General features: G+C 61.1%; 1 rRNA gene. It reads right to left on the bottom strand.

From position 1 onward, the window contains the following. Window positions 1–89 precede the first annotated feature (89 nt). Window positions 90–1,629: ribosomal RNA gene (locus tag DYP60_RS13700) — 16S ribosomal RNA — on the bottom strand. Between the last annotated feature and the right edge of the window lie 97 nt (window positions 1,630–1,726).

Below are 1,726 nucleotides of genomic sequence, written 5' to 3'. Positions count from 1 at the left end.
GAGGCCATTGCTGCAGGACTTGCACCTGCTGGTCGACGACCGTTGGTTGGGTCCGGCTGTGAGGGCCGGGCCCGCCCTTTCTTCTTCAGAAAGGAGGTGATCCAGCCGCACCTTCCGGTACGGCTACCTTGTTACGACTTCACCCTCCTCGCCGGACGTACCTTCGGAACCGCCCCCCCTCGCGGGTTGGGCTGGCGACTTCGGGTACCCCCGACTCGGATGGTGTGACGGGCGGTGTGTACAAGGCCCGGGAACGTATTCACCGCGCCATGCTGATGCGCGATTACTAGCGATTCCAACTTCATGGAGTCGGGTTGCAGACTCCAATCCGTACTGGGACCGGCTTTAAGCGATTCGCTCCGCCTCGCGGCCTCGCTGCGCTCTGTACCGGCCATTGTAGCACGTGTGTGGCCCAGGACATAAGGGCCATGATGACTTGACGTCGTCCCCACCTTCCTCCGGTTTGTCACCGGCGGTCCCGCCTGAGTCCCCACCTTTCGTGGTGGCAACAGACGGCAGGGGTTGCGCTCGTTGCGGGACTTAACCCAACACTTCACAGCACGAGCTGACGACAGCCATGCAGCACCTGTTCACCGGCCGCAAGCGGCACGCCGCTTTCACGGCGCTTCCGGTGTATGTCAAGCCCTGGTAAGGTTTCTCGCGTACCATCGAATTAAACCACATGCTCCACCGCTTGTGCGGGCCCCCGTCAATTCCTTTGAGTTTCACCCTTGCGAGCATACTCCCCAGGCGGTGCACTTAATGCGTTTGCTACGGTACCGGGGGTTCTACCCCCGCCACCTGGTGCACATCGTTTACTGTGCGGACTACCAGGGTATCTAAACCTGTTTGCTCCCCGCACCTTCGCGTCTCAGCGTCAGTACATGGCCAGATGCCTGCCTTCGCCATCGGTGTTCTTCCAGATATCTACAGATTTCACCCCTACACCTGGAATTCCGGCATCCCCTCCTGTACTCAAGCACCGCAGTTTCCAGCGCACCCCCCCGGTTGGGCCGGGGTCTTTCACGCCGGACTTGCAGTGCCGCCTGCACGCCCTTTACGCCCAATGATTCCGAACAACGCTCGCCCCCTACGTGTTACCGCGGCTGCTGGCACGTAGTTAGCCGGGGCTTGTTCCGGGATTCACGTCATCCCGCGGCCATTCCCTGCCACGGTAATTCCCCCTCCCGAAAAGAACTTTACAACCTCACGGCCTTCTTCGTTCACGCGGCGTCGCTCCGTCAGGCTTTCGCCCATTGCGGAAGATTCTTAGCTGCTGCCTCCCGTAGGAGTCTGGACCGTGTCTCAGTTCCAATGTGGCCGTCCACCCTCTCAGGCCGGCTACCCATCGTCGCCACGGTGGGCCTTTACCCCGCCGTCCAGCTAATGGGTCGCGGACTCATCCCCCGGCGGCGCCGCAGCGCCTTTCCCGGACCGCACCATCGTGCGTCCCGTCTCATCCGGTATTAATCCAGGTTTCCCTGGGCTATCCCCGGCCGGGGGGCAGATTGTCCACGTGTTACTCACCCGTCCGCCGCTCTAGGGGCCCGGAGGCCCTTGCCGCTCGACTTGCATGCTTAAAACGCGCCGCCAGCGTTCGTTCTGAGCCAGGATCAAACTCTCCGTCATAGCATTTCCGGACCCGAGGGCCCGGCTTGCCTTGCTTGTAAGTTTTCCCTGTAATTCTCGCACGAACGTAGCTTGTTACACTATCGTTCTTCATTCT

The sequence above is a fragment of the Sphaerochaeta halotolerans genome (assembly GCF_003429665.1).
Taxonomy (GTDB): Bacteria; Spirochaetota; Spirochaetia; order Sphaerochaetales; family Sphaerochaetaceae; genus Sphaerochaeta; species Sphaerochaeta halotolerans.
The sequence above is the reverse complement of the archived record's forward strand: the minus strand, read 5'-3'. Positions and strand labels throughout refer to the sequence as shown.